General features: G+C 68.9%; 22 protein-coding genes and 2 tRNA genes. 19 read left to right on the top strand and 5 right to left on the bottom strand.

Annotated elements, in window-relative coordinates; genetic code table 11:
* Positions 1-14 precede the first annotated feature (14 nt).
* The 6 genes from P3F85_RS12440 (at position 15) to msuE (ending at position 6,403) form a co-directional block, all read left to right on the top strand.
* Positions 15-689, top strand: coding sequence for a thymidine kinase (locus tag P3F85_RS12440; protein WP_374007919.1), 675 nt, complete (start codon positions 15-17; stop codon positions 687-689).
* A gap of 42 nt (positions 690-731) precedes the next feature.
* Positions 732-2,039 carry a UDP-glucose/GDP-mannose dehydrogenase family protein gene (locus tag P3F85_RS12435; protein WP_374007917.1) on the top strand — a complete coding sequence of 436 codons (1,308 nt, stop codon included), beginning with the start codon at positions 732-734 and terminating at the stop codon, positions 2,037-2,039.
* Between the two features lie 64 nt (positions 2,040-2,103).
* The gene (locus tag P3F85_RS12430; RefSeq protein WP_374007916.1) at positions 2,104-3,981 is read left to right on the top strand and encodes a DUF4012 domain-containing protein; all 1,878 of its coding nucleotides are present in this window, start codon (positions 2,104-2,106) and stop codon (positions 3,979-3,981) included.
* 54 nt (positions 3,982-4,035) lie between these two features.
* On the top strand, positions 4,036-4,602 hold the full coding sequence (locus P3F85_RS12425; protein WP_374007914.1) for a hypothetical protein: 567 nt from the start codon (positions 4,036-4,038) through the stop codon (positions 4,600-4,602).
* A gap of 105 nt (positions 4,603-4,707) precedes the next feature.
* Positions 4,708-5,724, top strand: coding sequence for an LLM class flavin-dependent oxidoreductase (locus P3F85_RS12420; RefSeq protein WP_374007913.1), 1,017 nt, complete (start codon positions 4,708-4,710; stop codon positions 5,722-5,724).
* A gap of 85 nt (positions 5,725-5,809) precedes the next feature.
* Positions 5,810-6,403, top strand: a complete 594-nt coding sequence (msuE, locus tag P3F85_RS12415; RefSeq protein ID WP_374007911.1) for an FMN reductase — start codon at positions 5,810-5,812, stop codon at positions 6,401-6,403.
* 68 nt (positions 6,404-6,471) lie between these two features.
* On the opposite strand, the gene P3F85_RS12410 is transcribed toward msuE, so the two are convergent.
* The 3 genes from P3F85_RS12410 to P3F85_RS12400 form a co-directional block, all read right to left on the bottom strand.
* A tRNA-Pro gene (locus P3F85_RS12410) sits at positions 6,472-6,548 on the bottom strand.
* 64 nt (positions 6,549-6,612) lie between these two features.
* Positions 6,613-7,593, bottom strand: coding sequence for a metallophosphoesterase (locus P3F85_RS12405; protein WP_374007909.1), 981 nt, complete (start codon positions 7,591-7,593; stop codon positions 6,613-6,615).
* On the bottom strand, positions 7,593-10,115 hold the full coding sequence (locus P3F85_RS12400) for a transglycosylase domain-containing protein (protein WP_374007908.1): 2,523 nt from the start codon (positions 10,113-10,115) through the stop codon (positions 7,593-7,595). The genes P3F85_RS12405 and P3F85_RS12400 overlap by 1 nt, the downstream gene beginning before the upstream one ends.
* A gap of 81 nt (positions 10,116-10,196) precedes the next feature.
* On the opposite strand from P3F85_RS12400, the gene P3F85_RS12395 reads away from it, so the two are divergent.
* The gene (locus P3F85_RS12395) at positions 10,197-10,364 is read left to right on the top strand and encodes a hypothetical protein (protein WP_374007907.1); all 168 of its coding nucleotides are present in this window, start codon (positions 10,197-10,199) and stop codon (positions 10,362-10,364) included.
* The gene (locus tag P3F85_RS12390) at positions 10,364-10,834 is read left to right on the top strand and encodes a RidA family protein (RefSeq protein WP_374007906.1); all 471 of its coding nucleotides are present in this window, start codon (positions 10,364-10,366) and stop codon (positions 10,832-10,834) included. Before P3F85_RS12395 ends, P3F85_RS12390 begins: the two co-directional genes overlap by 1 nt.
* Before the next feature lie 75 nt (positions 10,835-10,909).
* On the opposite strand, the gene acs is transcribed toward P3F85_RS12390, so the two are convergent.
* Positions 10,910-12,859 (bottom strand): acetate--CoA ligase, encoded by a 1,950-nt coding sequence (acs, locus tag P3F85_RS12385; RefSeq protein ID WP_374007905.1) that lies wholly within the window; start codon positions 12,857-12,859, stop codon positions 10,910-10,912.
* Between the two features lie 367 nt (positions 12,860-13,226).
* Between acs and P3F85_RS12380 the strand changes: the two genes are divergently transcribed.
* The 5 genes from P3F85_RS12380 to P3F85_RS12360 all read left to right on the top strand — a co-directional run bounded on the left by P3F85_RS12380 (position 13,227) and on the right by P3F85_RS12360 (position 16,079).
* Positions 13,227-14,213, top strand: a complete 987-nt coding sequence (locus P3F85_RS12380) for a TadA family conjugal transfer-associated ATPase (RefSeq protein ID WP_374007904.1) — start codon at positions 13,227-13,229, stop codon at positions 14,211-14,213.
* Positions 14,210-15,115 (top strand): type II secretion system F family protein, encoded by a 906-nt coding sequence (locus P3F85_RS12375; protein ID WP_374007902.1) that lies wholly within the window; start codon positions 14,210-14,212, stop codon positions 15,113-15,115. The genes P3F85_RS12380 and P3F85_RS12375 overlap by 4 nt, the downstream gene beginning before the upstream one ends.
* Before the next feature lie 97 nt (positions 15,116-15,212).
* Complete coding sequence (locus P3F85_RS12370; RefSeq protein ID WP_374007901.1) at positions 15,213-15,407, top strand: DUF4244 domain-containing protein; 195 nt, start codon at positions 15,213-15,215, stop codon at positions 15,405-15,407.
* A gap of 28 nt (positions 15,408-15,435) precedes the next feature.
* Positions 15,436-15,732: a TadE family type IV pilus minor pilin gene (locus P3F85_RS12365; protein ID WP_374007899.1), complete on the top strand. Its 297-nt coding sequence runs from the start codon at positions 15,436-15,438 to the stop codon at positions 15,730-15,732.
* Positions 15,729-16,079, top strand: a complete 351-nt coding sequence (locus P3F85_RS12360; protein ID WP_374007898.1) for an Rv3654c family TadE-like protein — start codon at positions 15,729-15,731, stop codon at positions 16,077-16,079. The genes P3F85_RS12365 and P3F85_RS12360 overlap by 4 nt, the downstream gene beginning before the upstream one ends.
* A gap of 11 nt (positions 16,080-16,090) precedes the next feature.
* On the opposite strand, the gene P3F85_RS12355 is transcribed toward P3F85_RS12360, so the two are convergent.
* Positions 16,091-16,336, bottom strand: a complete 246-nt coding sequence (locus tag P3F85_RS12355) for a hypothetical protein (RefSeq protein WP_374007895.1) — start codon at positions 16,334-16,336, stop codon at positions 16,091-16,093.
* A gap of 271 nt (positions 16,337-16,607) precedes the next feature.
* Between P3F85_RS12355 and topA the strand changes: the two genes are divergently transcribed.
* The 6 genes from topA (at position 16,608) to P3F85_RS12325 (ending at position 23,779) form a co-directional block, all read left to right on the top strand.
* Positions 16,608-19,445 carry a type I DNA topoisomerase gene (gene topA, locus P3F85_RS12350; protein WP_374007893.1) on the top strand — a complete coding sequence of 946 codons (2,838 nt, stop codon included), beginning with the start codon at positions 16,608-16,610 and terminating at the stop codon, positions 19,443-19,445.
* Positions 19,442-20,062, top strand: a complete 621-nt coding sequence (gene tmk, locus P3F85_RS12345) for a dTMP kinase (RefSeq protein ID WP_374007891.1) — start codon at positions 19,442-19,444, stop codon at positions 20,060-20,062. Before topA ends, tmk begins: the two co-directional genes overlap by 4 nt.
* 63 nt (positions 20,063-20,125) lie before the next feature.
* Complete coding sequence (locus P3F85_RS12340; RefSeq protein WP_374007889.1) at positions 20,126-21,316, top strand: DNA polymerase III subunit delta'; 1,191 nt, start codon at positions 20,126-20,128, stop codon at positions 21,314-21,316.
* Positions 21,313-22,893, top strand: a complete 1,581-nt coding sequence (locus tag P3F85_RS12335) for an alpha/beta hydrolase (protein ID WP_374007887.1) — start codon at positions 21,313-21,315, stop codon at positions 22,891-22,893. The genes P3F85_RS12340 and P3F85_RS12335 overlap by 4 nt, the downstream gene beginning before the upstream one ends.
* A gap of 40 nt (positions 22,894-22,933) precedes the next feature.
* Positions 22,934-23,623: a TetR family transcriptional regulator gene (locus P3F85_RS12330; RefSeq protein WP_374007885.1), complete on the top strand. Its 690-nt coding sequence runs from the start codon at positions 22,934-22,936 to the stop codon at positions 23,621-23,623.
* Positions 23,624-23,703: 80 nt separating this feature from the next.
* Positions 23,704-23,779 (top strand) — tRNA-Thr (locus tag P3F85_RS12325).
* The last annotated feature ends 9 nt before the right edge of the window (positions 23,780-23,788 follow it).

The raw sequence follows: 23,788 nt of genomic DNA, 5'->3' as shown, positions 1-23,788 counted from the left end.
TCTAGGATCGGTGCGTGGCAAAACTGTATTTCCGCTACGGCGCGATGAACAGCGGCAAGAGTACGGCGATGCTCCAGGCCGCCTACAACTACGAGGAGCGCGGGCACCGTGTGCTGCTCGCCAAGCCGTCGATCGATACCAAGGGCGACCTCGGCATCCTGTCGCGGCTGGGCGTCACCCGGGAGGTCGACTTCCTCGTCACTCCGGACACCGATGCGTACGGAGCCTTCCAGCGCCACCGCGAGCGGACCATCAAGCGATTCGGCACCGACGTCAGCGCGCTCCTGGTCGACGAGGCGCAGTTCCTCACCGAGGCTCAGGTCGACGACCTGCTCCGCATCGCACTGCTCGACGGCATCCCGGTGCTCGCCTACGGCATCCGCACCGACTTCCAGACGGTCGCCTTCCCCGGCAGCCGACGGCTCCTGGAGGTCGCGCACAGCCTCGAGGAGCTGAAGACCATCTGCCGTTGCGGCAGGAAGGCGATCTTCAACGCGCGCAAGATCGACGGCGTCTTCGTCTTCGACGGGGACCAGGTCGCGATCGACGGCGCGTCGGTCTCGTACGAGTCGCTGTGCGGCAACTGCTACCTCGAGGAGAGCCGGGGCGTGCTGAACAACGGACGCAGGCACTGGCCCGTGGACGCGGCGCCCGCCTACGTCGACGAGCCCGACCCCGACTTCACCTGAGCCGTTCCACCTGACGTCCTTCCACCCGAAGAAGGGGACACCATGAGAATCTCCGTGATCGGCTGCGGGTACCTGGGCGCCGTCCATGCCGCGGCCATGGCCCACCTGGGCCACGACGTCGTCGGCATCGACGTCGATGAGGCGAAGATCGCCTCCCTCTCGGCCGGCCGCGCGCCGTTCTTCGAGCCGGGCCTCCCGGAGGTGCTGCGCTCGGCGGGGGAGTCGGGCCGCTTGCGCTTCACCACCGACTTCGCCGCGGCAGAGGACGCAGAGGTGCACTTCGTCGCGGTCGGTACGCCGCAGATGGCGGACGGCGACGCCGCCGACATGCGTTTCGTCGACGCAGCATTCGCCGAACTCTTGAAGCACGCGAAGGACGGTGACCTCATCGTCGGCAAGAGCACCGTCCCCGTCGGTACCGCAGCGCGTCTGGCCGCGCTCGTCGCGGAGCGGCAGCCGGGTGCGACTCTCGCCTGGAACCCGGAGTTCCTGCGCGAGGGCTTCGCCGTCAAGGACACGGTCAGCCCCGACCGGCTCGTCTACGGTGTCCCCGACGGCGCGGCGGGGGAGCGCGCCGCCCGACTGCTCGACGAGGTCTACGCGTCGGCCGTCGGTGCCGGCACACCGGTCATCGTGACCGACTACGCGACCGCCGAGCTGGTCAAGGTGTCGGCGAACGCGTTCCTGGCCACCAAGATCTCCTTCATCAACGCCATGGCCGAGATCGCAGAGGTGACCGGCGCGGACGTGACGAAGCTCGCGGATGCGATCGGGCACGACGTCCGCATCGGACGCCGCTTCCTCAATGCGGGTGTCGGGTTCGGCGGCGGCTGCCTGCCCAAGGACATCCGCGCGTTCAGCGCCCGGGCGCGTGAATTGGGGCGTGGCGAGTCCGTCCAGTTCCTGGACGAGGTCGACAAGATCAACCTCCGACGCCGGACCCGGGTCATCGAGATGGTGCGCGAGGAGGCCGGTGGCCTCGCCGGTGTTCGCGTCGGCGTGCTCGGACTCGCGTTCAAGCCGCACTCCGATGACGTCCGGGATTCGCCGGCTCTGGAGATCGCCATGCGACTGGCGGAGGCGGGGGCGATCGTCACGGCGACCGACCCGCAAGCGGTGGAGAACGCGCGCCGCCGCGCTCCCGAGCTGACGTTCGTCGACGCGCCCGAGGCCGCCGTTCGCGGCGCCGACGTCGTCCTGCTGATCACCGAGTGGCCGGAGTTCACCGCCCTCGACCCTGCTGCAATGGGCGAGCTGGTGGCCCACCGCACGATCATCGACGGCCGGAATCACCTCGATCGCGAGGCGTGGCGCGCCGCGGGATGGACGTACCGCGGACTCGGTCGCTGACCGCACCGCGAATTCCTCCCATTTGGGGGCCGCCGAAAAAGTGAGGATTTGTTAGATTTGTCGCATGGCGACAGGTCTCACCGTGCCCGACGCGCCGCCGCGTCCGGTTGTCGAAGCACCCCAGCGTGCTTCGCGGCTCCGGCGAGTCCGGCACCCGGTGGCCGTGAGCGTCCTCCTCGGGATCGGTGTCGTCCTGCTTTTCGTGATCGCGTGGATCGGCGTCCGTGGCTTTCTCGCGCAGCGTGCGCTCAACGACGCGGTTCCCGCTGCGGACCGGATCAAGTCGGCGATCGCCGACGGTGACCTGGCCGGGGCTGCCCGAGCCTCGACCGACCTCCGGCAGGACACCGCGAATGCCGCGGCGCTCACGTCCGATCCGATCTGGCAGGCCGCCGAGGCGGTGCCCTGGATCGGACCGAACCTCACCGCCGTCCGCACAGCGGCGGCCGCGTGCGACACCGTCGCTTCCCGCGTGGTCACGCCCCTGGTCGCAGCCGGCTCGGCCATCGATCTGCGCGCCCTCGCGATCAACAACGGCCGCATGGATCTCGCTCCGCTCGTCGCGGCGCAGCCGACCGTCGTGAAGGCACAGGCCGCGTTCGCGGCGGCGCGCACCAGTGTCGCGGGCATCGACACGGCTGCGCTGCTGAAGCCCGTGGCCGGGGCCATCACGCATCTCCACGATGTGCTCGGAAACGCGACGCCGGAGATCGACGCCCTCGGCAACGCCGTCCGCCTGCTCCCCGCGATGCTCGGCGCGGACGGCCCGCGCGACTACCTGCTGGTGGCGCAGAATCCGGCGGAGTTGCGGTCGACCGGCGGTCTTATCGGTGCGATCGCGCTCGTTCACGCTGACAATGGTGCGGTCACGCTCGGGCAGCAGACCGCCGGCACAGCGATCGGTCCGTGGCCGAAAGCGGTGGCCGATGTCCCGCTGAGCACCCAGGGTCTCTATGGTCCTCTCGTCGGCCGCTTCCTGCAGGATGCGAATCTCACCCCCAACTTTCCGCTCGCGGCGGCGACGGCCTCCCGGATGTGGACCACCTCCTTCGGTGGAACGGTGGATGGCGTCATCGCGGTCGACCCGGTGGTGCTGAGCGGATTGCTCGAGGCGACGGGGCCGGTGACGCTCTCCAGTGGGGATCGGCTCACGTCATCCAACGCGGTGAAGCTCCTGCTGAGCGACGTGTACAAGCGGTATGAGGATCCCGCCAAGCAGGATGAATTCTTCGCCTCTGCTGCCAGTGCGGTCTTCAAGCGGCTGTCCGTCGGAGGCGTCAACGGCAAGAAGCTGCTCAGCGCCCTCGCCGCGGCAGGAGACTCGCGGCGGGTGCTCATCTGGAGCGCGCATGACAGTGACCAGAGGGTGCTCGGCGGCACCACGCTCGCGGGAGGCCTGCCGTCGTCGGATCTCTCGAGCGCCGGCATCGGTGTCTACTACAACGACGCCACCGGTTCGAAGATGGACTATTACCTCGGAACCTCCGTCGCGGCGGGATCGGCCGTCTGCCGAGCGGATGGGAAGCCGTCGACGGTCGTCTCGGTGACACTCACCAACCGCGCTCCCGCCGACGCGGGCACGAGCCTGCCGCGCTATGTCACCGGCGGCGGCACCTACGGCGTGACGCCGGGGAACATCCGCACCCGAGTGGCGGTCTACGGGCCGGCAGAGGGCTTCCTTGCCGCGACGCAGAGCGGCGGGGCCAACTATCCGACGGTCGCAGGGGTGGATCGCTCCCGGCCTGTCAGCCTCTTCACCGTTGAACTCGCGCCGGGCGAATCCAAGACCGTCTCGGTGCAGTTCCTCAACGCGCAGCAGACATCGGCCCGGCTCAGCGTGGTGACGACACCCACTCTGCCCGGAGACGGTTCCACCCCCGATGTGGGGGGTCGCAACGCGGTCACTCCCATTGTTGTTCGCTGCGAATCCGTTGTAAAGTGAGAATTACTCACCCAACCCCGACCGTGGGACGGGCCCCTATTGAAAGGCGGGCCGATGTTCAAGAAGATCCTGGCGGCAGTCGCCGTGGCCGCGGGGCTGCTGCTTGCGGCTCCCGTCTCCGCGAATGCCGAGTCCTACACGAAGGGCGCCGAGTGCGCCTTTGACGCGAGTGTCGCCACGGCAGGCGGCCAAGCGACCCTGATCTGCATCCCGGGCACCTGGACGTCGGGTGAGGCGATCAACTGGACCGTGACGGGCGAGAACGGATCGTCCTTCAAGCTCGCGTCGTTCACGACCGCGCCCAGCAGCCTCCACTTCGTCAAGAACGCGAACGTCGACGGCAGCGACGTGCTGACCGTGACCGTGCCTGCGTCCGCCTCCGGGACGTACAACTTCGTCGGCGTCGGACAGACCAGCGGGCACGAGTGCCCCGCAACCCTCACGATCCTGCCGGCCGACCAGGCCAGCACGGTCCTCGACCCGGGCAGCAGCAGCGGGCTCGCCCACACCGGTTCCGTGGTCGCCGCCTGGGCGGCGTGGATGGGCGGCTCGCTCGTCCTCCTCGGACTCATCGCCCTCGCGATCATCGCCTGGGTGCGCAAGGTGAAGACGACCTCCTGAGCCACTGACACAATCGAGACCATTCCCGGTCGGACCTCATCGGTCCGGCCGGGAATCGTCGTTGAGCCGGGAATGCGCCGCCGAGCGCCTGGCGTTGCATCTTGGGTGAGCGCCACCAACATCCCCCTGAACGTCCTCGACCTCGCCAGCCGTCCCGCCGGAGGCACCAACGCCGATGCGGTGAGTGGCACGATACGGGTGGCACAGGCGGCGGAGGCTCTCGGCTACGACCGGTTCTGGGTGGCGGAGCACCACGGCATGCCGGCCATCGCATCCAGTGCCCCCGCGGTCCTCATCGCCGGAGTGGCTGGCGCGACCGAGCGCATCCGCGTCGGGAGCGGAGGCGTGATGCTGCCCAATCACGCGCCACTCGTCGTCGCCGAGCAGTTCGGCACCCTGCGCGCCCTGTACGGCGACCGCATCGACCTCGGAATCGGCCGCGCGCCCGGAACCGACGGTGCGACCGCGATGGCGCTGCGCCGCAGCCCGGAAGGCCTCGGTGTCGACGACTTCCCGCAACAGCTGCTCGATCTGTTCGGCTTCTTCTACGGCGGGATGAGCGACGCCAACCCCCTGCACGGCATCACCGCTGTGCCCGGGCTGGGCGATGCGCCCCAGATCTGGCTGCTCGGCTCGAGCGGCTTCAGCGCGCAGGTCGCGGCGGCGCTCGGACTGCCGTTCGCGTTCGCACACCACTTCGCCGGCGAGAACACCGAGGCCGCCCTCGACCTGTACCGCTCGCGGTTCGAGCCGAGCGACATCCTCACCGAGCCGCACACGATGATCGCCGTCAATGTGGTCTCGGACGAGGATCCGCAGACGGTCCGCGCGCAGTCGTTGCCCGGGCAGCTGTCGTTCCTCCGGATGCGGCGGGGCCTGAAGCCTGAGCCGGTGAGCATCGAAGAGGCCCTCGCGTACGAGTTCACACCCCTCGAGGAGGAGTTCATCGCCTCGCGCAACGCCCGCCAGGCGATCGGAACGCCGGCGGAGGTCAAGGACCGCCTCGCATCGCTCCTCGCCTCCACTCAGGCAGACGAACTGATGGTCTCGTCCGGCGCTGCAACGGTGGAGGGACGCATCCGTTCGCTCGAGATCGTCCGGGAGTTGTACCCCGCCGCATGACGGAGCGTGACGGCGACCCGCGCGGTCGGGGTCGGCCCCGGGTACCGTGGGGCAACATCCCGGATCCGAGCTAAGGCGGTACCCCATGTCGCACCCACTCACCGTGGTCGGAGTGAGCGGAAGCCCCACCCACCCGTCGCGGACCACCGTGCTCGTGGACGACGTGGCACGCTCCTACGCGGACGCTGCGGGCGGAGTCTCGCGCACCATCCAGCTCGCCCCGCTCCTGCCCGAGCTCGGCGCCGGACCGTTCCGGAGCGACCTCAGCCCGGTCGTGATCGACGCGCTGGAGGCGGTGGAGACCGCCGACATCCTCGTCGTGGGCTCGCCCGCCTACCGCGCGACCTACACGGGACTGTTCAAGCTGTTCTTCGACCACATCGGTCAGTACGCGCTCGTGGACAAGCCGGTCGTCCTCACCGCAACGGGAGGCAGCGACCGCCACGCCCTGCTGGTGGAGCACCAGATGCGCCCACTCTTCGGCTTCTTCCAGTCGCTGACGGTGCCGCTCGGCATCTATGCCAGCGAGAGCGACTTCGCCGACTACCAGATCCGCTCGGAGGACCTCCGCGGGCGCATCGACACGGCCGTCGCCCGCACGCTTCCGCTGATCCGGGCCAACATCGACCCGCAGGCGACCCTGGCGGAGCGCGAATTCGCGCGGCCGGACGCGTTCTGAGGGTCAGCGACCGCAGCCGAGAGCTGAACGACGAAGTGCCGGAGCGATATCGCTCCGGCACTTCTGTTTGGTCGGGGTGACAGGATTTGAACCTGCGGCCTCTTCGTCCCGAACGAAGCGCGCTACCAAGCTGCGCCACACCCCGAAGGCCTTATCCAGGATACACGAGCCCGGCCGCGGTCTTGACCACAGCCGGGCCCCACTGGCCGCTACGGAACGGCGGTCAGCGTGACCAGCGACGCCTCCGGACGGCAAGCGAAGCGCACGGGAGCATAGATCGACGTTCCGAGGCCCGCTGAGACGTTCAGGTACGCCGAGCGGAACGCGTGGCGCCAGACGCTCAGCCCCTTCACCTGGGCACGAGGTATGTCGCAATTCGTGACCAGGGCGCCGTAGCCCGGCACGCACACCTGACCGCCGTGGGTGTGGCCGGCGAAGATCATCGAAGCGCCGTAGGTCACGAACGCGTCGAGCACCCGCCGGTAGGGGGAATGGGTGACGCCGATCGTGACGGCCTGCCGCTGCCGGGTGGGTCCCCCGTCCGGCCAGGTGTCATCGTCGGAGAACGGATCGTTCTCGCGCAGCTCGTCGAGGGCGCCCGGGATCGACTCCACCCGGTCGAAGCGGATGTGCGGGTCATCGACGCCGAAGAACTCCAGGTGGGTGCCACGCACCTCCAGGCCCGCGGCTCGGTTGTCCAGATCGGTCCAGCCGAGGTCGCGGAAGAACGCCGTCAGCGACGCCGTGTCGAGACGCGGGGCCGTTGACCCCTTCTTCTTGGAAGGCCCGAGGAAGTACTTCAGCGGGTTCTTCAGTTGCGGGCCGATGTAGTCGTTCGAGCCGTGGACGAAGACGCCGGGGATCCCCTGGAAGAGCTCGTACGCGGCGCGGACGCCCTCGAGCCCGTCGGCATGGCCGAGGACGTCGCCGGTCTCGACGATCAGATCCGGCTTCAAGCGTGCGAGGGAACGGATCCACTCCTGCTTGTCCCGCTGCCACGGTGCCATGTGCAGATCGGAGAGATGCAGGACACGGATGGGCTGGGCGCCCGCAGGCAGAACCGGCACGCTCACCTCACGAAGCGTGTAAGCGCGGCGTTCGATGAGGGACCCGTAGGCGAATGCGGCGGCGCCCGCCCCGGCCAGGAAGGCCAGGGCGGACGCGACCGGATGCAGAACTCGGCGCGCCACTAGCCGCCGGCGCCAGGAGACGGTAGAGCAGCGGCAGCGAGCGTCAGCGTGACCTGGGTGCCCGGCTTGGCCGGTGCGCCGCCCGCGGGATCCTGGGCCTGGACCACCGCGATCGGGCTGTTGCCGCCGACGGCCTTTACGGTGAAGCCGGCGGCCGTCAGGGCTATCGACGCGTCGGAGAACTTCTGGCCCACGACGTTCGGTACGGCGACGAGGGAACCGTTGCTGGTGAACAGGGTCACCGCGGTGCCCTTGCTCACCGAGGTCCCGGCCGCAGGGTCGGACGCGGAGACCGTGCCGGCCGGAGCGACGGAGTCCTGCGGGCCGCCGTCCGCCGAGTCGAGCCCCAGCCCGGTCAGGATGGACTTGGCCTCGTCCGGCGTCTTGCCGACGAGGTTCGGGATCGCGACCTGTACGCCACGCGTGAGCTTGTCGGGAGCAGCGGGGAACGGGTCGCCGCCGTACTTGGCGACGGCAGCGGACATCATGGTGCGCATGACCGCGGTCCTGGCGCTGGCGGGGCTGGTTCCGTGCGTCGGGTAGACCTTGCGGAAGTCGACGTGGCCCTGGATGTTGCCCACCCAGTACGCCCCGGCCACCTTGGTGGTTGCAGCGACGAGCCAGAGCTGGTCGTTGTACTCGGTGGTTCCGGTCTTGCCGAGCATGTCCTTACCCGTGCGGTTCATGCCGGATGCCGTTCCGCCGCCCTGAAGCGGTCCCATGAGGGCCTTCGCCATCGTGTTGGCTACGCCCGGGTCGATGGCTTGAGTGCACGTACTCGCGGGGGGCTTGACGTCCTTACCGGATGCATCCACCATCTTGTCGATGGCGATCGGCGTGCAGGTGAGGCCGCTGTTCGCGATGCCCGCGAACGCAGTGGCCATCGTGAGCGGGGCGATGTAGTTCGTTCCCAGCACAGCAGAGGGGTTCGTCGAGAGCGGCTCACCCTTGGCGGTGTGGACGCCGAACGCTTCGGCGTCCTTCTTGATCTCGCAGAGGTCGAGCTGGCTCGCCATGGAGATGAACGCCGTGTTGATCGACTGGGTCGTCGCGCTCTGCGCGTTGCGGATGCCGGTCTCCCCGGGGGAGTCGTTCTGCGGCGTGTAGGTGCCGTTCCAGCCTCCGGTGCAGGAGTCCTTGAACGACTTGTAGGTGCGGATGTTGGCGTTCACCGGCTCGCTGAGCGAGTGACCCTGTTTGAGCCATTCCGCGAGGGTGAAGACCTTGTAGGTCGATCCGACCTGGAACCCGCCCGAGCCACCGAACTTCTGGTCGGTGGCCAGGTTGACCGAGGAATAGTCGGTGCTGGTGTTCAGGACGTCCGGGTCCTGGCTGTACTTCTTGTTCTGCGCCATGTAGAGCACCCGCCCGGTGCCGGGCTGGACGCCGGTGAGCACGCCACCGATGTCGGCCTTGCTGTACGAGGCGGGCACGTAATCGGCCACCGTCGACTCCGCCGTCAGCTGCAGCTGCAGGTCGAGGCTGGTGTAGATCTTGTAGCCGCCGCGGTTGAAGTTCGAGGCGCGAGTGTCTTCGTCCGCCCCGAAGGTCGGGTCGTTGAGGATCGTCTTCTGCACGTAGTCGCAGAAGTAGGCGGAACCGCCGGCGGTCTGGCAGCCGCGGATGGACGGTGTGATCACCGGCGTGACCGGCGTCTTCACCGCCTCCTCGTACTGCGTCTTCGTCAGCTTCTTGTACTGGTACATCTTGCCCAGGATGTAGTCGCGGCGCTCTTTGTTCTTCGCGTACCCGTTGGCCGCGCCGTTGGTCTTCGACTCGGGGTCGTCGATCTTCAGGCTGGTGGGCTCGTTCACGATCGCGATCAGGCTGGCGGCCTGCGCCGGAGTCAGCGCGGCAGCGGTCGTGTTGTAGTAGTACTTCGCTGCGGCCTCGATGCCGTAGACGGAGCCTCCGAAGCCGGCGATGTTGAGGTAGCCGACAAGGATCTGGTCCTTCGTATACTTCTTCTCGATCCCGATCGCGTACTTCATCTCCTTGATCTTGCGGTCGGGGGAGACGCCGGTGGAATCGTCCACGCACTGCTGGTACTTGGTCTTCTGCTCCTTGGTCTTGACCGGGAGCGCCTCGCACTTCTGCAGGAGCACGTTCTTCACGTACTGCTGGGTGATCGAGGAACCACCCTGGACGCCGCCTCCGCCGACGGTGGAGAGCACGCCACGGACGGTGCCCTGGATGTCGATGCCGCCGTGGGTGTAGAAACGCGGGTCCTCACCGCCGATGGCTGCATCCTTCGCGGCCTGGGAGATCTGGTTGAACGCGACAGGGAGACGGTTCTGGGAGTAGAAGGTGGCCAGGACGACATCCTGGTCGCCGTTCTTGGCGTAGATGGTGGTCGGCTGGGCGAGCTGCTCGACGTTCAGGTACTCCGGAAGTCCCTCGAACACGCCGATGCTGTTGTTGGCGGCCATCCCGGTCACCGCGATCGCGGGCGTGACAGCGGCGGTGACCAGAAGACCGGCCACGACGCTCATGCCGATGAAGGCACTGGCGGCACCGAGCACACCCCTAGCCTGTGGTTTTTGCGCAGACATAGGATCAGAGTAGGTGATAAACCTGCGAAATCCCCCGACCAGAGGAGCACGATGCCGCGCTGGGAATACCTGACCACCCCGCTGATGATCCACAACACCGCCGCGATTCTGAACAACTGGGGGTCCGACGGCTGGGAGTTGGTGCAGGTGGTGACCGGTCCGGAAGGCGGTCTCGTCGCCTACCTCAAGCGTCCCCTGCCGGACGGAGATCAGGCCTGATGGCGGACATCGAAGCACGTCTGGCCGAGCTCGGGATCGAGCTGCCCGAGGTCGTGCCACCGGTCGCCGCCTACACGCCCGCTGTCCTCGACGGCCACCACGTGTACACCTCCGGACAGCTGCCCATGGTGTCGGGCGCGATGCCCGCCACCGGCAAGGTGGGCGACGGGCCGGGACTCGTCTCGCCGTCCGACGCGAAGGAGTACGCGCGCATCTGCGCCCTCAACGCCCTTGCCGCGGCGAAGAACGCGCTGGGTTCGCTCGACCGCGTGCGCCGCATCGTCAAGGTCGTCGGCTTCGTCGCGTCCGACCCGGCCTTCACCGGTCAGCCTGCGGTCATCAACGGGGCCTCCGAGGTGCTCGGGGAGATCTTCGGAGACGCCGGGGTGCACGCGCGTTCGGCCGTCGGTGTCGCGGTGCTGCCGCTCGACTCCCCGGTCGAGGTCGAGCTGATCCTCGCGGTCGACTGACGACACACGACTGACGACACACGACGAAGGGGCGGCGCCACTGCGGCACCGCCCCTTCGTCGTCCCAGCACGCCCCTACGAGAGCTTCGCCTGGATCGAGCTCATCACCGCGGTGTCGGCCAGCGTGGTGGTGTCGCCGACCTCGCGCCCCTCCGCCACATCCCGGAGCAGGCGCCGCATGATCTTGCCGGACCGCGTCTTCGGCAGCTCGGACACGATGAAGATGTCGCGCGGGCGGGCGATGGCGCCGATCTGCTGCGTGACGTGCTTGCGCAGCTCGGCGGCCACATCCATCGCTCCCGCCTGTTCGAGCTGGTTCTGCTTGATGATGACGAAGGCGACGACGGCCTGACCGGTCGTCTCGTCGTTCGCGCCCACCACCGCAGCTTCGGCCGTGAAGGGGTGCGCGACCAGCGCCGACTCGATCTCCGCGGTCGAGAGCCGGTGCCCGGACACGTTCATCACGTCGTCCACCCGGCCCATCAGCCAGATGTCGCCGTCGGTGTCGTACCGGGCGCCGTCGCCGGCGAAGTACTTGTCGCCGAACTTCGACCAGTAGGTCTCCTTGAAGCGCTCCGGGTCGCCCCAGACGCCGCGAAGCATGCTCGGCCACGGCTCCGTGACGACCAGGAGGCCGCCCTGATCCTTGCCGACGGGTGTCCCGGCTTCGTCCAGGATGTCGACGGCGATTCCGGGCAGCGGCACCTGAGCGCTTCCCGGCTTGAGGGTGGTGACGCCGGGGAGCGCGGAGATCATGATCGCCCCGGTCTCGGTCTGCCACCAGGTGTCGACGATCGGCGTGGTGTCACCGCCGATCACCTCGCGGTACCACATCCACGCCTCTGGGTTGATCGGCTCCCCGACCGAGCCCAGGACGCGGAGGCTCGACAGGTCGAACTGCTGCGGGTGCTGACGGCCCAGCTTCATGAATGAGCGGATCGCGGTCGGCGCCGTGTAGAAGATCGAGACCTTGTACTTCTCGATCAGCTCCCACCAGCGTCCGGGATGCGGCGTCTCCGGCGTGCCCTCGTACATGACCTGGGTGGCGCCGTTGGCGAGCGGGCCGTAGACCACGTAGGTGTGACCGGTGATCCAGCCGACGTCGGCGCTGCACCAGTAGACGTCCTCATCCGGGTGCAGGTCGAACACGTTCTTGTGCGTGAAGGCGGCCTGCGTGAGGTAGCCGCCGGAGGTGTGGAGGATGCCCTTGGGCTTCCCCGTCGTGCCCGACGTGTACAGGATGAACAACGGCTGCTCGGCGGGGAACGCCTTGGCGACGTGGTCGGCGTCGACCAGGGCCAGCTCGTCGTGCCACCACAGGTCGCGGCCCTCGGTCCAGGCAACGTCGTTCTCGCCGCGCTTGACGACGAGCACGTGCTCGACCGAGGTCGCCTCGCCGCTGAGCGCCGCATCCACCGCGTCCTTGAGCGGGAAGACGCGGCCCTTGCGCCAGCCGCCGTCCGCCGTGATGACGAGCTTCGCCTCCGCGTCGTCGATGCGCGACCGCAGGCTCTCGGCGCTGAAGCCGCCGAAGACGACCGAGTGGACGGCGCCGATCCGTGCCACGGCCAGCATCGCGACGACCGCCTCCGGGATCATCGGGAGGTAGATCGCCACCCGGTCGCCGGCCCGGATTCCCAGGCTGGTCAGCAGGTTCGCGGCCTTCTTGACCTCGGCCGTCAGCTCGGCGTAGGTGATGGTGCGCGTGTCGCCCGGCTCGCCCTCCCAGTGGATCGCGACTCGGTCGCCGTTGCCCGCCAGGACGTGCCGGTCGAGGCAGTTGAAGGCGATGTTCAGCTCGCCGTCGTCGAACCACTTGGCGAAGGGCGGCTCGCTCCAGTCCAGCGTTCTGGTGAAAGGAGTGTGCCAGTGCAGCAGCTCGCGGGACTGGTCGGCCCAGAATCCCAGCCGGTCGGCGGCCGCTCGCTCGTACAGCGACTGGTCGGCGACGGCCTTCGCCGCGAACTCGCCCTCAGGCGGGAACCGGCGGGCTTCGTGGAGCAGGTTGTCGATTGTGTTGCTCATGGGGAGGCTTTTCGCTCCTTTGCGATGCGGTCGATACGGGTCGTGGCGCGACAATGCCTGACTCTACAACCTGCCGGGGAGGCGTCCCCAGAAGACTTGCGTTTGCATCGATTCTGCGTAAACTGGTCCCCGGCCGAATGTAAATTCGTGCGTGCGGCGCAATCGATTCCCCCCAATCCTGCGCCGCAGTGGCCGCACCTGTTCCCCCCAATAGGTGCGGCCCCCCTTTTTTTAACGAGCTATGAGGTCGGCGGGCTCTTCGCGCGGGTCACGCGACGGCGTTGTCCACATGAGGTCCGTAGTCCGGGTTATCCCCTGACTTCGCCTCGAGCCGCCGCGGTGGGATCGGACTTTCTACTGTCGGCGTATGACGAACGACACTTCTTCGCGCCATGGCGAACCCGGCCTGTGGCGCACTTTCGGACCTCTCGCGCCGTACCTCCTGCGTCCGGGTGTCACCGACCTCTTCGTGACCGCACACGGCGAGTTGTGGAGCGACGGGCCGCCGCACGGGCTGCGGCGCGAGACCGCATGGCGCGCCGACGAACGTACCGCGCGTGAGCTGGCGACGCGTCTGATCGCGGCCGGCGGGCGTCACATCGACGAGGCGACGCCGTTCGTGGATGTGCGGCTGCGGGGAGGTGTGCGCGTCCATGCGGTTCTCCCTCCGGTCTCGACCGGTGGTGCGCTGCTGTCGATCCGCGTTCCGCCGCCCGTGCAGCCGTCGCTCGACGAGCTCGCCTCCGCGGGCGGGATGAGCGTTGCGGATCGCGACCGTCTGGTGGAGGCGGTGCTCGCCCGGACGAACCTGCTCATCACCGGTGCCGGCGGTGCGGGAAAGACGACGCTGCTCGCCGCGCTGCTGGCGAACGCCCCACCGGACGAACGCATCGTCGTCATCGAAGACGTGGCAGAGCTCCGCATCCCGCACCCCCATGTCGTCGGCCTGGAGACACGTCAGCCCAACCTGGAGGGAGCGGGCGGCGTCGACCTCCGGCGTCTCGTGCGTGAGGCGCTGCGCATGCGACCGGACCGCCTGGTGCTCGGCGAGTGCCGTGGCGAGGAGGTGCGCGACCTGCTCGCCGCGCTGAACACCGGCCACGACGGTGGGGCGGGAACGCTGCACGCGAACTCCCTGGAGGATGTGCCCGCCCGCCTGGAGGCGCTCGGGGCGCTCTCGGGGCTGGACGACCGGGCGCTGGCACGGCAGGCCGTCAGCGCCATCGGTCTCGTCGTGCACCTGGAACGCGCCGGCGGCGAGCGGCGGCTGGGCGGGTTCGGGAGGCTCGGGATCGAGGCGAACGGGCGACTCGCGATCCGCCGGGAGACGGACCACGCCCGGGAATCACGATGATGCAGCGGCCCCCGGGTGCAGAGGCGGATGCGGTCGCCGCGCTGGCCGAGTCCCTCGCGGTGCTCCTCGATGCCGGGTTGCCTCCGCGCTCGGCCTGGGCGGTCGTCGCGGAGCATGGCGGGCACCCGGTCGCGGCACGCGTCGTCGCCTCACTCGCCGCCCAGACGTCCTGTGCCGCGGCGCTCGGCGAAGCGGCGCAGTCGGACGACGTCCGCGCGCTCGCTGCGGCGTGGTCGGTCGCCGAGGTCGCCGGAACGCCGCTGGGCCACACGCTCCGCGTGGTCGCCGGGGCGCTCCGGGACGTCGCGGAGGCGGAGCGGGACGGGGAGGTCGCGCTGAGCGGGCCGCGCGCGACCGCGCGACTCGTTGCGTGGCTCCCCGCTGCAGGGGTGATTCTGGCGGTCGCACTCGGGACCGACGTCGTCGGCGCTGCCGCATCGCCCGCGGGGGCTACGGCTGTGGGAGCGGGCGTGGTCTTGATGTTCCTCGGCCGGTGGTGGATGAGCGCGCTCCTGCGGCGGGCGCTCGCCCGCCGGCCGATCCCGGGGCTGGCTGAGGAGTTGATCGCCCTGTCTCTCGCGGGCGGGGCTTCGGCGGCGGCGTCCGTCGAAGCGGCGGATCGCTCCGTTCGTTCGGCAGGGCTACCGGCGCTGGATCATCGTGCAGCTCGGCGCATCCTGCAGGTGGCTGAATCGGCCGGGGCTCCCGCCGTCGAGCTGCTGACGGCCTCTGCGCGCCAGGTGCGCCGCACAGCCCGCACCGATGCCCGACGTGCAGCGGCCACGCTCGGCGTGCGACTGATGCTCCCGCTGGGCCTGTGCGTGCTTCCGAGCTTCCTGCTGCTCGCGGTCGTTCCGCTGGCCTTGTCGCTACTGGCGTCCACAACCGCGGGCCTCCGCTGACTTCTCCACAGTTCTTCCCTGCGGGCGCCGCCGCAGCCGGCCGGGCCGAAGGATGGAACCACTGGAATCACCAGACGGACGAATGAAGGGAGACCCGATGCACAACGCGATCGGGACACTGCGTCACCTGAGGCGGCGACTGGCCGCAGACCGCGGCGCGGCCACCGCAGAATATGCGATCACCATCCTGGCCGCGGTCGGCTTCGCCGGCGTCCTGGTGGCGCTGCTGAGGGGCGACGAGGTCAAGGCGATCCTGTCGGACCTGGTGCACCGTGCGCTGTCCGGAGGCTGAGCGGGGGAGCGTCACCGCCGAATTCGCGGTGGCGTTGCCGGCCGTGCTCGCCACCCTCGCACTGTGCGTGGGTGTCATCCACGGGATGGCGCAGTACGTGGCTCTGGCCGGCCAGGCGTCGGTCGCGGCCCGCCTGGCCGGACGCGGTGATGATCCGGCGCGGGCGGCCGGCGCGGCGGGGGCCGGCGGTGCCTCTGCATCGATCGAGAAGGAAGGCGAGGTCCTGTGTGTTCGGGTGACGGCGCCGGACGACACGGTGCTGACGAGGATCGGCGTACGGCTCAGCGCGCGCGCGTGCGCCCTCGACGAGACGGCCGCCGGATGACGGGCCGGTTGAGCGGCGACCGCGGGACGGGCTCCGTCCTCGCGCTCGGGATCGTGTGCGCCGTCGTGGTGGTCGGCGCGGGTGGCATCGCCGTCGCCGGTGCGGCGGCGGCGCAGGCACACGCGTCGGCGGCGGCCGACCTGGCGGCGCTCGCCGCCGCGGACGTCGCCAGCGGGCGCATGGCCGGCGTCCCGTGCGAGACCGCAGCGACCGTCGCCCGGGCCAACGGAGCCGGCCTGTCGGCGTGCGCGCAGGCAGGCGTGATGGTCACCGTCACCGTCTCGACTCCCTATCTCGGCCTCAGCGCCTCCGCTTCAGCGCGCGCTGGACCGCCTCCGGGCGGGTGACGATACAGCGCTCAGTCGAACACGGTCTCCAGGAAGCGGTACGAGACGGCCGTCGGCTGACCGCCACGATCCTCGTCGGAGGCGTACTCGCGTTCGGCGCCGGAGGCCCGGATATAGAGGTAGTGCTTCGAGCCCGCCGGGGCCGAGATCTCAAGTCGAGGGCGCGCGTCTCCCGAGGAGAGGAAATCGGTCGAGATCGTCTTGCCCTCGAGGGGGCCGTCGATCAGTTTGGCGGTGTACATCATTGTCGTTGCCATGCTGTCATTGTCCTCCTCCCGGCGAGGGTGGCAAAGGGTCCCGAGTGTCGAAGGCGGTCGACGTCCGAAAGGAAGGACGGCTGCGCCCAGGGCGAACGTGGCGAACCCGATTAGGCGTACAGGCGGCCAAGGTGTGTATGGTTTGCCTGTCGGACGACGACCACCTCAGCCGTGGAACGTCGCCGCAGGGGGAGAGGCGCCACGTCGGTCCAGTCGTGGACGACATGGTCAGCTGTGGAAGCCACAGCGTGTGCATATTAAGAGGAGTCAGGTGTCTGACACGAAGAAGCTCGTCATCGTCGAGTCTCCGAACAAGGTGAAGTCGATCGCGCAGTATCTCGGCGACGGCTACGAGGTCATGGCCTCGGTCGGGCACATCCGTGACCTCATCGAGCCCAAGAACCTTCCCCCGGAACTCAAGAAGGGGTCGCTCGGCAAGTTCTCCGTCGACGTCGAGAACGAGTTCGAGCCCTACTACGTGGTCTCCGACCAGAAGAAGAAGACGGTCGCCGACCTCAAGCGCGCCCTCAAGAACGCCGACGAACTCCTCCTCGCGACGGATGAGGACCGCGAGGGCGAGGCCATCGCGTGGCACCTGGTCGAGGTGCTCAAGCCCAAGGTCCCCGTGAAGCGCATGGTCTTCCACGAGATCACCCGGGAGGCGATCGAGAAGGCCCGGGACAACACGCGCGACATCGACACGGCGCTGGTCGACGCCCAGGAGACGCGGCGCATCCTCGACCGGCTCTACGGCTACGAGGTGTCGCCCGTGCTGTGGCGAAAGGTCGGTCCAGGCCTGTCGGCGGGCCGCGTCCAGTCCGCCGCCACGCGGCTCGTCGTCGATCGCGAACGCGAGCGGCTCGCCTTCGTTCCCGCGTCGTACTGGGGACTGACCGCGCGTCTGGCTCCGGAGGACGCCAGCGCTTTCGACGCCCGGCTCGCCCGGCTGGACGGCCTGCGTGTGGCAACGGGACGCGACTTCGACGACCACGGGCAGCTGACATCCGATGCCCGGACGCTCGACGAGGCGTCGGCGACGACACTGGCCGAGGCCGTCCGTCAGGACAGCACGGCCGTCGCGGTATCGAAGGTCGAGTCCAAGCCGTACTCGCGTAAGCCGGCCGCGCCGTTCACGACCTCGACCCTCCAGCAGGAGGCCGCCCGCAAACTGCGCTTCTCCGCGCGGCAGACGATGAGCGTCGCGCAGTCGCTCTACGAGAACGGCTACATCACTTATATGCGCACCGACTCCGCGTCGTTGTCGCAGCAGGCCACCAATGCGGCGCGATCGCAGGCGGCGAAGCTCTATGGCCCGGAGACGGTGCCGGACAAGCCGCGCACCTACGCGTCGAAGAGCAAGAACGCGCAGGAGGCGCACGAAGCGATCCGCCCATCGGGCGAGACGTTCCGCACGCCCGCCGAGCTCGAGCGCTCGATCCGCGGCCAGGAACTGCGCCTCTACGAACTGATCTGGAAGCGCACGGTCGCATCGCAGATGGCCGACGCGAAAGGCCAGACGGCATCCATCACCGTGGAGGCCCGCATCACCGAGGGCCCACTCGACGGCACGGTCGCCGAGTTCACCGCGAGCGGCACCGTCATCACCTTCCGCGGCTTCCTCAACGCCTATGAGGAGAGCAGGGACGAGGAGCGCAACAGCTCCGACTCGGCCGAGGCGAAGCTTCCCCCGCTCACGGAGAAGCAGCCGCTGACCGTCCAGGATGTCGCAGCGGACGGCCACGAGACCACGCCGCCGCCGCGGTACACGGAGGCGAGCCTCGTGAAGTCGCTGGAAGAGCTGGGTATCGGACGACCGTCCACGTTCGCGAGCATCATCTCGACGATCATCGACCGGGGCTACGTGACCCAGCGTGGGCAGGCCCTCGTTCCGAGCTGGGTGGCGTTCTCCGTGGTCCGACTGCTGGAGGACTACTTCGGCGACCTCGTGCAGTACGACTTCACCGCAGAGATGGAAGACGACCTGGACCGCATCGCCGACGGCGAGGCGGAGCGCGTCGACTGGCTCAACAGCTTCTACTTCGGCAGCGGCAAGCACAAAGGGCTCCGCCGCGTCATCGACAACATGGGCGAGATCGATGCGCGCAGCATCAACTCGATCGCCATCGATGACGGCGTCACGCTGCGGATCGGCAAGTACGGGCCGTACCTCGAGGTCAACGACCCGGACGCCGCAGCCGACGCCACCCCGCGCCGGGTCAACATCCCGCCGGAGCTGGCGCCGGACGAGCTCACCCCGGCGAAAGCCCACGAACTGATCGAAGCCCCGGTGCAGACCGACCGTGTGCTCGGCACCAACCCGTCCAACGGCAAGCAGGTGCTCGCCAAGGACGGCCGCTTCGGGCCGTACGTCACCGAGGCCGACCCGGAGGACGAGCCCGTCGCCGACCCCAACACGGGCGAGGTCGCAGAGCCGGCGAAGAAGACGAAGAAGGCCGCAGCCGAGAAGCCGCGCACGGCATCCCTGTTCAAGTCCATGGACCTTGCGGCCATCGACCTCGAGACCGCGCTGAAGCTCCTCGACCTTCCCCGCGTCGTCGGGGCCGACCCGGAGAGCGGCGAAGAGATCCAGGCACAGAACGGCCGGTACGGTCCCTACCTGAAGAAGGGCACCGACACCCGCTCCCTTCCCAGCGAGGATGACATCTTCGATGTCGACCTGGCGGGGGCGCTTGAGCTCTTCGCAGCACCGAAGTACGGCAACCGCCGGGCGTCGAGTGCGCTCAAGGAGTTCGACGCCGACCCGGTGAGCGGAAAGCCCATCCGGATCAAGGACGGACGATTCGGCGCCTACGTCACCGACGGTGAGACGAACGCGACGATCCCGCGCGGCGAGACCGTCGACGAGGTCGACTTCGACCGCGCTGTCCAGCTGCTCGCCGACAAGCGGGCGAAGGGACCGGCCAAGAAGCCGACGCGCAAGGCGCCCGCCGCCAAGACGACGACCGCCAAGTCGACGGCCGCTAAGTCGACGGCCGCGAAGAAGCCGGCTGCCAAGAAGCCGGCCGCCAAGACGACGGCTTCCAAGACGACCGCCGCCAAGGCTGCTGCAGCCAAGAAGCCCGCCGCGGCGAAGAAGCCCGCCGAGTGACCGGCGGACTCTTCATCACGCTCGAGGGTGGGGACGGTGTGGGCAAGTCGACCCAGGCCGCCCTCCTCGAGCAGTGGCTGGTGGGGCTCGGCCGTACCGTCGTCCGCACCCGCGAACCAGGTGGAACGGACGCCGGGGTCGAGATCCGCGAGATCGTCCTGCACCACCGGGGCGACATCGCTCCGCGAGCGGAGGCACTGCTCTACGCGGCCGACCGAGCGCACCACATCGCGACCGTCGTTCGCCCGGCCCTGGCGCGCGGTGAGGTCGTCGTGCAGGACCGCTACATCGACTCGTCCGTGGCCTACCAGGGCGCGGGCAGAGTGCTCGACGCGCAGCAGATCCGCGATCTCTCGCTCTGGGCGGCGGAGGGGCTGCTGCCCGACCTCACCATCCTGCTCGACCTCGACGAGGACGCTGCACGCGCGCGCCTCGACACCGCCCGCACCCGTTACGACCGGCTCGAAGCCGAACGGTCCGACTTCCATGCCCGGGTCCGGTCGGCGTACCTCGGCCTCGCCGAGAAGGAGCCCGACCGGTTCCTCGTCGTGGATGCCGCTCGACCGGTCGACGAGATCGCCGCCGAGATCCGCGACCGGCTGAGTTCGCGGGTCTGACCCCGTCCGTGCGGTCGGATGCCGTGCTCACCGGTGTCCGTCGTGCCAGCTAGCCTGGAGACCATGACGGTGTGGGACGAGCTCACGGGGCAGGACGACGCGATCGCGGTCGTCCGCGCCGCAGCGGAAGGCGCGGCCGAGCGGTCGGCCGACGGCTCCACCGGCCGGGGCATGACCCATTCCTGGCTGATCACCGGCCCTCCCGGTTCCGGCCGGTCGAACCTCGCCTATGCCTTCGCGACGGCGCTGCTGAGTCCCGGCACGCCGGAGGGTGACCTCGCCACACAGCGCCAGGTGGAGGCACGCACCCATCCCGACCTCGCCGTGCTGAGCACCGAGCGGGTCATCATCTCGATCGACGAAGTCCGCTCCCTCGTCGCCAGCTCGCAATTCTCCCCGTCGGTGGGCCGCTTCCGCGTCATGGTCATCGAGGACGCCGACCGGATGACCGAGCGCACCTCCAACGTTCTCCTGAAGGCGCTCGAGGAGCCGCCGGAGCGGACCGTGTGGATCCTCTGCGCCCCCAGTGACGCCGACCTGCTGCCGACCATCCGCTCCCGGGTCCGTACGGTGCGTCTGAGGGTTCCGAGCGTCGGCGACGTCGCCGAGCTCATCAGCCGCAGGGATGGGGTCGACGCCGTGACGGCGGAACGCGCGGCTCGCCACGCTCAGAGTCATATCGGGATGGCGCACCGGCTGGCGACGCACGCGGAGGCCAGTCGGCGCCGCGAGCAGACGCTCGAACTGGCCCTGGGCATCCGCTCCGTCTCCGATGCCGTCCTCGCCGCGGCGACCCTGCTCGAGATCGCCGGCGCCGATGCGAAGGCGATCACCGAGGAGCGGGATGCGGAGGAGCGCGAGCACGCCCTCCGCTCCCTGGGTATCGAGCCCGGGGGCACCATCCCGCCCGCCCTGCGCGGACAACTCCGGCAGCTGGAGGAGGATCAGAAGCGGCGCGCCACCCGCAGCCTTCGCGACGGCATAGACCGGATCCTTGTCGATCTGCTCTCGCTGTATCGCGACGTGATGATGATCCAGCTGGGCAGTGCGAGCCCGCTCGTCAACCAGGAGCTGCGTCCCGAGCTCGACGCTCTCAGCACCCACACGACTCCGGCCGCTACGCTCGCCGCCATGGACGCCGTCGCCACCGCCCGTGAGCGCATCGACGGCAACGTCGCTCCGGCACTCGCCCTCGAGGCCATGCTGACCACGATCCTGCGCGGTGCGTCCGCGCGAAAGGGGACCGACCTGTGACCACCCGACCCGGCAGCGGCGCCTCCGGCCGCGGCCCCGCCTCAGGGCGTCCCTACGCCGTGCGCACGGTGCTGGTCGCGCTGGCCGCCGTCGTCGCCCTCACGCTCAGCGGGTGCGTCACCTGGTTCCTCCCGGCGAAGGGGGCGGCGACCTCGTCACCGGCTCCCGAGAAGGTGTCCGCTGCTCTGCAGCCGTACTACAGCCAGATCCTGCACTGGACGTCCTGTGCGAGCGGGAAGCAGTGCGCCACGGCGAAGGCGCCGCTCGACTGGAAGGACCCGGCGGCCGGGCAGATCGAGCTCGCGCTCATCCGCCAGCCTGCGAAGGGGACGAAACAGGGTTCCCTGCTCACCAACCCCGGTGGCCCGGGTGCATCGGGCTACGACTTCGTGAAGGATTCCGTCGACTTCGTGGCCGACGCGACCCTGCAGGACCATTTCGACATCGTGGGCTTCGACCCCCGCGGTGTCGGGAGGTCGACCGCCGTGAAGTGCTACGACGCGAAGCAGATGGACCAGTACCTCTACGGGATCACGCCGGGCATACGTGGGTCCGATCAGTGGATCGCCGAGAACACAGCGGTCGCCAAGGACTTCGGCCAGGCGTGCCAGGAGCGCACCGGCGCCGCGCTGCCGAGGGTCGACACGGTGAGCGCCGCGCGCGACCTCGACCTGCTCCGCGCAACGCTCGGTGACACCAAGCTCAACTACCTGGGCTACTCGTACGGCACCTACCTCGGTTCCGTCTACGCCGAGCTCTACCCGCACAAGACCGGGCGGCTCGTGCTGGACGGCGCGCTCGACCCGGCGGCCTCGAACTTCGAGGTGACCGAGGTGCAGGCGAAGGGATTCGAGAGCGCGCTGCGGGCGTATCTGACGAGCTGCCTGACCCAGAAGGGCTGTCCCTTCACCGGGACGGTGGATGACGCCATGGCGACAGTCGGGCAGCTGCTCGCCGCTGTGGAGAAGAGCCCCATCCGGAATTCGGACGGGCGCGAACTCGGAGCGAACACCCTGGTGACCGCGATCATTACGCCGCTGTACGACGCGACCGCGTGGTCGTACCTCGACAAGCTGTTCGATTCGGTGATGCAGGGGAGCGCCTCCGTCGCCTTCACGCTGGCCGACACCTACAACAACCGGACGGCGGACGGTACGTACTCCGACAACTCCACCGAGGCCTTCGTCGCGATCAACTGCCTCGACTACACCTACAACGCCGACCCGACCCTGATGCGCGCCCAAGCCGCAGAGCTCGCCAAGGTCGCGCCGGTCATCGGGCCCTACATGGCCTACGGCGACATCGGGTGCGCGAACTGGCCCTACACCTCCACTGTCCAGCGGGGCCCCATCTCGGCGGACGGTTCGGCCCCCATCCTGGTCGTCGGCACCACGAACGACCCGGCGACGCCGTACGTCTGGGCGAAGAACCTTGCGGCCGAACTGCAGAACGGTCACCTGCTCACCTACAAGGGCGAGGGCCACACCGCATACAACAAGTCGAATTCGTGCGTGAACGACACGGTCGACGCCTACCTGGTGAAGGGCACCCTCCCCGGCCAGGGCAAGACGTGCTGACGAGTGGTGCAATTTTGCAGGGAGTGAAATAATCGTAGACGTGTCTGCGGCCCCCGAATCCACCCTCAGCGAGTTGGGCCTGCGCGAGCGCAAGCGCATCGCCACGCGCCGTGCGATCCAGCTCGCCGCCGTCGAGCTCGCGAGCGAGCGCGGCTTCGACCGTGTGACAATCGACGAGATCAGCCACGTGGCAAACGTGTCGCCGCGTACGTTCTTCAATTACTTCCCGTCGAAGGAGTCCGCGATCATCGGCGAGCTCCCGGAGCTTCCCGACCAGGACACCATCGACCGGTTCGTCGAGGCGGGCCCCGACGAGGCGATCCTGGATGGCATCAGCACGCTGCTGATCGCGGCCATCGGGGTCGGCGACGAGGCGGGCGAGCTGGACGCGACCGACACCGACCCGCAGAGCGTCCACCGCCTGCACACCCTGCGCCGAGCGCTGCTCAAGGACAATCCCGAGCTGTTCGCCCTCCGGATGGCCAGCATGCACAAGTTCGAGGACGCCCTGAGCGGTGTCGTCCAACGCCGTCTGGCCCACGACGACGCCGCCCTCGCAGCGGATCCCGAGGCGTTGCACCAGCGCGCCCGACTGGTGACCTACGTCGCGTTCGCCGGCATGCGCCACGCCTGGTCGTGCTGGGCCGACCGCGGCGGCGTCGAGCCGCTGTCGGACCGTCTGCGGAGCTCGTTCGAGCAGCTCTCGGCACTGGGCACCCAGGTGCGCTGAGCGCGCATCCTTCCGGTCGTCACCAGCCCGCCGGATCAGGTAAGCTATCTGACTGTGCGCCGAGCGGAAGCCCGGCCCACGCCGCCCTAGCTCAGTCGGCAGAGCATCTCACTCGTAATGAGAAGGTCAAGGGTTCGATTCCCTTGGGCGGCTCCATGAAGTCCC

Source organism: Leifsonia sp. T36S-04 (genome assembly GCF_042465655.1).
Taxonomy (GTDB): Bacteria; Actinomycetota; Actinomycetes; order Actinomycetales; family Microbacteriaceae; genus Leifsonia.
The sequence above is the reverse complement of the archived record's forward strand: the minus strand, read 5'-3'. Positions and strand labels throughout refer to the sequence as shown.

Excerpts from the sequence above, each read along its gene's own strand:
- P3F85_RS12370 (WP_374007901.1), top strand. The coding sequence starts at position 15,213 with ATGCACAACGCGATCGGGACACTGCGTCACCTGAGGCGGCGACTGGCC.
- P3F85_RS12435 (WP_374007917.1), top strand. The coding sequence starts at position 732 with ATGAGAATCTCCGTGATCGGCTGCGGGTACCTGGGCGCCGTCCATGCC.
- P3F85_RS12340 (WP_374007889.1), top strand. The coding sequence starts at position 20,126 with ATGACGGTGTGGGACGAGCTCACGGGGCAGGACGACGCGATCGCGGTC.
- P3F85_RS12430 (WP_374007916.1), top strand. The coding sequence starts at position 2,104 with ATGGCGACAGGTCTCACCGTGCCCGACGCGCCGCCGCGTCCGGTTGTC.
- P3F85_RS12360 (WP_374007898.1), top strand. The coding sequence starts at position 15,729 with ATGACGGGCCGGTTGAGCGGCGACCGCGGGACGGGCTCCGTCCTCGCG.
- msuE (WP_374007911.1), top strand. The coding sequence starts at position 5,810 with ATGTCGCACCCACTCACCGTGGTCGGAGTGAGCGGAAGCCCCACCCAC.
- P3F85_RS12395 (WP_374007907.1), top strand. The coding sequence starts at position 10,197 with ATGCCGCGCTGGGAATACCTGACCACCCCGCTGATGATCCACAACACC.
- P3F85_RS12375 (WP_374007902.1), top strand. The coding sequence starts at position 14,210 with ATGATGCAGCGGCCCCCGGGTGCAGAGGCGGATGCGGTCGCCGCGCTG.
- P3F85_RS12390 (WP_374007906.1), top strand. The coding sequence starts at position 10,364 with ATGGCGGACATCGAAGCACGTCTGGCCGAGCTCGGGATCGAGCTGCCC.
- P3F85_RS12380 (WP_374007904.1), top strand. The coding sequence starts at position 13,227 with ATGACGAACGACACTTCTTCGCGCCATGGCGAACCCGGCCTGTGGCGC.
- P3F85_RS12425 (WP_374007914.1), top strand. The coding sequence starts at position 4,036 with ATGTTCAAGAAGATCCTGGCGGCAGTCGCCGTGGCCGCGGGGCTGCTG.
- acs (WP_374007905.1), bottom strand. The coding sequence starts at position 12,859 with ATGAGCAACACAATCGACAACCTGCTCCACGAAGCCCGCCGGTTCCCG.
- P3F85_RS12355 (WP_374007895.1), bottom strand. The coding sequence starts at position 16,336 with ATGGCAACGACAATGATGTACACCGCCAAACTGATCGACGGCCCCCTC.